The 3,423-nt window shown below is 25.2% G+C and carries 3 protein-coding genes; 1 reads left to right on the top strand and 2 read right to left on the bottom strand.

The genetic code is table 11. The features are described 5' to 3' along the window. Nucleotides 1-303 precede the first annotated feature (303 nt). Both CRV12_RS00090 and CRV12_RS00095 read right to left on the bottom strand, forming a co-directional pair. Nucleotides 304-819 (bottom strand): Hsp20 family protein, encoded by a 516-nt coding sequence (locus CRV12_RS00090; protein ID WP_136130622.1) that lies wholly within the window; start codon nucleotides 817-819, stop codon nucleotides 304-306. Nucleotides 820-927: 108 nt separating this feature from the next. Beyond that, nucleotides 928-1,494: a recombinase family protein gene (locus CRV12_RS00095; protein WP_136130623.1), complete on the bottom strand. Its 567-nt coding sequence runs from the start codon at nucleotides 1,492-1,494 to the stop codon at nucleotides 928-930. Between the two features lie 785 nt (nucleotides 1,495-2,279). On the opposite strand from CRV12_RS00095, the gene repA reads away from it, so the two are divergent. Continuing rightward, a complete protein-coding gene (repA, locus tag CRV12_RS00100; protein ID WP_136130624.1) occupies nucleotides 2,280-3,209 on the top strand; it encodes a plasmid replication initiator RepA in 930 nt (309 codons plus the stop codon). Nucleotides 3,210-3,423: the final 214 nt, after the last annotated feature.

The following is a 3,423-nucleotide window of genomic DNA, read 5'->3' on the forward strand; positions in this document are numbered from 1 at the left end:
AAGTAAAAAAATAAAATTTTTATGAAAAAATAAAGTTTTTTCATAAAAATTTTAATTTAAAATTTTTATTCACAATTACCCGCAAACTAAAAAGTTAATTTACCGCATATGATAAACTAATTATCCGCAATATAGTCGTAAAAAAAGATTTAATTCATTAAAGAAAAATAATATTTCTGTCAAATAATATCTTTAACAAAAAAAAGAAAAAAACAAAACTATATTTCAAAAACACAAAAAAAAACGCTCCAAATATGGAGCGTCTTTTTATATAACAAAAACGAATAAAAAATCTATAACACATTAAGAACCATGATGTTCAATAACACGATTTAAATCATTCTGTAAACCAATAGAAACCTTTTGAGGTTTCTCTCTTTCAGGAATATCATAAGTAAAACGAAGAATCAATAAACCATTACACAAAACAGAATAATTAATATTAATCCTATGCTCAAGATTAAAACTCAAAGAAAAATCACTTCTTTTGATACCCTGATGTAACCATCTAAAAAATTTATCTTTATTAAGCTCATTTTTATTAAGCTCATTTTTACCAGTATTAGAAACAGAAAGCTTACCACTTATAGTCAATTGATTATTAAGAATAGAAATATCTAATTCATTCTGTGAATAACCAGGCACACTAATGACCAACTCATAATTATCTTTATCTTTTTGTAATAAATTATAGGAAGGAGTATCCATTAAAGGTTTTTCACCAGTAATTCGACTAAACAAATTATCCATTTGAGTAAAACGATCAGAAAACAAATTATTACTAAATGAAGGCATAAGAGAGAAAGAACGATATGACATATTATCCTCCTTTAACGCTTAAAAACATATCAAAACCATTATAAATCACTATTGGGATATTAAATAAATTTTCAAGTAAACAAAAAAGATTTATCCCACAAAAAATAATCAATTTTTAACTAATAAATTTCTATGCAATAACCTACATATAGTTGAAGGATGTACATTAAATAATTTAGCCATATTAGCAGCAGTTTTTTTACCAGAACGAACTAACTCAACAACCTCTTTTTGTTGTTGTAAACTTAATTTAGGTCTTCGCCCACCGATTCTACCTTCTTTACGAGCAGCTTGTAAACCAATAATAGTACGTTCACACAACACAGCACGTTCAAATTCAGCAAAAGAACCAACTATTTGCATCATCATACGTCCCGCTGGAGTTTTTGTATTAATTGTCTCTGTAAGACTCTCAAATTGAGCTCCAGCTAGCTGAACTTTATCCAAAAATATCAGCAAATCTTTTAAAGAACGAGATAATCTATCCAATTTCCAAACTACCAAAACATCTCCAGGACCAAGATGATTAATTACTTGAATTAAACCAGGCCTATTCCAACAGTCTGCTGATATTTTATCTTCATACACTTGCTTACAGCCAGATTCCTTCAAAAAAGAAACCTGCATACTAGTATCCTGATCTTGTGTAGATACCCTAGCATAACCAATTCGCATATTAAATTACCATAAGATAATATTTTAAAGAAAACTTAATTTTATATCTTAAATAAACAAATGAAAAACAAACAAAATTTACTAAAAAATACCAATTTATAAACATTAACAATAGATTATATTGCAAAAATCATCATTTTTGCAATATTAAATAACAAATTGACATAAGTAGAACAAATAAAAAAAAAATAATAAAATTAAAATACATAATTATCAATTAAAATCAAACTAATTAATAAAATATAACAACAAATAAAGTATTAATGATAAACATTTCTAATAAAAAATAAAAAAACAAGTTTTTCCTAAAAAATAAAAAACCATTCTAAAAAACAAAATATAAAATTTCTTAAAAAATATATTAAGACTAACAAAAAAAAATATTTTCATAATCTCATAAAATAATATATCATTAGTTTTTAAATAAATATTCTAAAAACAAAAAATTAAAGAAACAAAATGAAATATAATTGTATAATATAATTATTAATAAAAAAAAATAGAAAAATTTCCAGTTAATTAAAAATTCTCTAAATATTTATAAAGATATCAAAATAAGAAAATTATTACATAATATATTTTGATTAAAGAAAGGAAAAAAAATTAATTATACTTCATTAAAACAAAAAACCCATTAAAAAATTAACATGCATAAATCCCTTGATCCCAAGAATCTAATTGATAGAAACAAAGAAACAAGAGATTATAAGCACATTTAAAACCTAACAAAAATTATAATTAATGTATTTAAAAACAACCTTTTTCTGACATAAGTATAGCACATAATGAACAATCAAATTAAAATAGAACAAAAACAAATAAAACAAAGTAAACGCATAAGAGGCAATCATTCTGTAACTTGTAAATGCCCCAAACCAGAATGGTTTGCACCTACAAACTATAAACCACTTCCAGGTGAATTAGGTCACGCAATGCGTCAACTAGTAATAAAAAATAAAAAAAATGGTACATCTTCTTTACGCCGCCGTATATCACTTGATCCATATTTTTTAAAACTACGTAAAATTGCTGGTCGTAAAAGAGATTTCAGACCAGAAAAAAAAGCACTTATTGACGCCATCTTTCCATTATTAATTCAGAAAGTTGATTTAGGTAGCTGGATAGTAACAATTAATATAACTAAACTAGCAAATGAACTAAGTCCTAAAAACGAAAAAAAAGAAGTAATTCAAGAAACAAAAGTAACTACATCACGTTTATCACGTTTGCTACCTGAAATGGCACGTTACGGTTTATGCGAACTACCTAATCTCAAATGGGACCCAGTAAAAAAATATTGGATGCCTTGTCATATCATATTAACAGAAAGATTTTGGAAATTATGTGGAGTTAATATAGATAAAATAATATATCAACGAAATATGCGTCTTGACTCAAAAATTAACAGTATGATTAAATCCAGCAACTATATTACATTACGTAAAACAAGAGAATATTGGTATGAACAAATGAATATAGCTACATTAAAATATAGAAGAGAAAAAGCCACAAGAGCAAAAAGAATAAAAAAACTTACAACACTTCCTTTAGATCAACGTAGACATACCATGGCAGCATGGATAATACGTACTTATCCAAATCACATACTTTTAAACATGGATCCTGAAAGTTTCGATAAATTAGTATGGCAAAAACTAAATCAACTCAAACTTGGTCTAAATTGGAAACATGAAGTAAACAAAATTATTCATTAACTTTTATATATTTAAATTACCGACTTAACTGACGGTAAATTTACTATTAACATTACACTCCAAAATAAAATAAAAGCTCAATTTATCAAGTAAAAAAATAAAATTTTTATGAAAAAATAAAGTTTTTTCATAAAAATTTTAATTTAAAATTTTTATTCACAATTACCCGCAAACTAAAAAGTTAATTTACCGCATATGATAAACTAATTATCCG

The sequence above is a fragment of the Candidatus Pantoea edessiphila genome (genome assembly GCF_002933315.1).
Classification (GTDB): Bacteria; Pseudomonadota; Gammaproteobacteria; order Enterobacterales; family Enterobacteriaceae; genus Pantoea_C.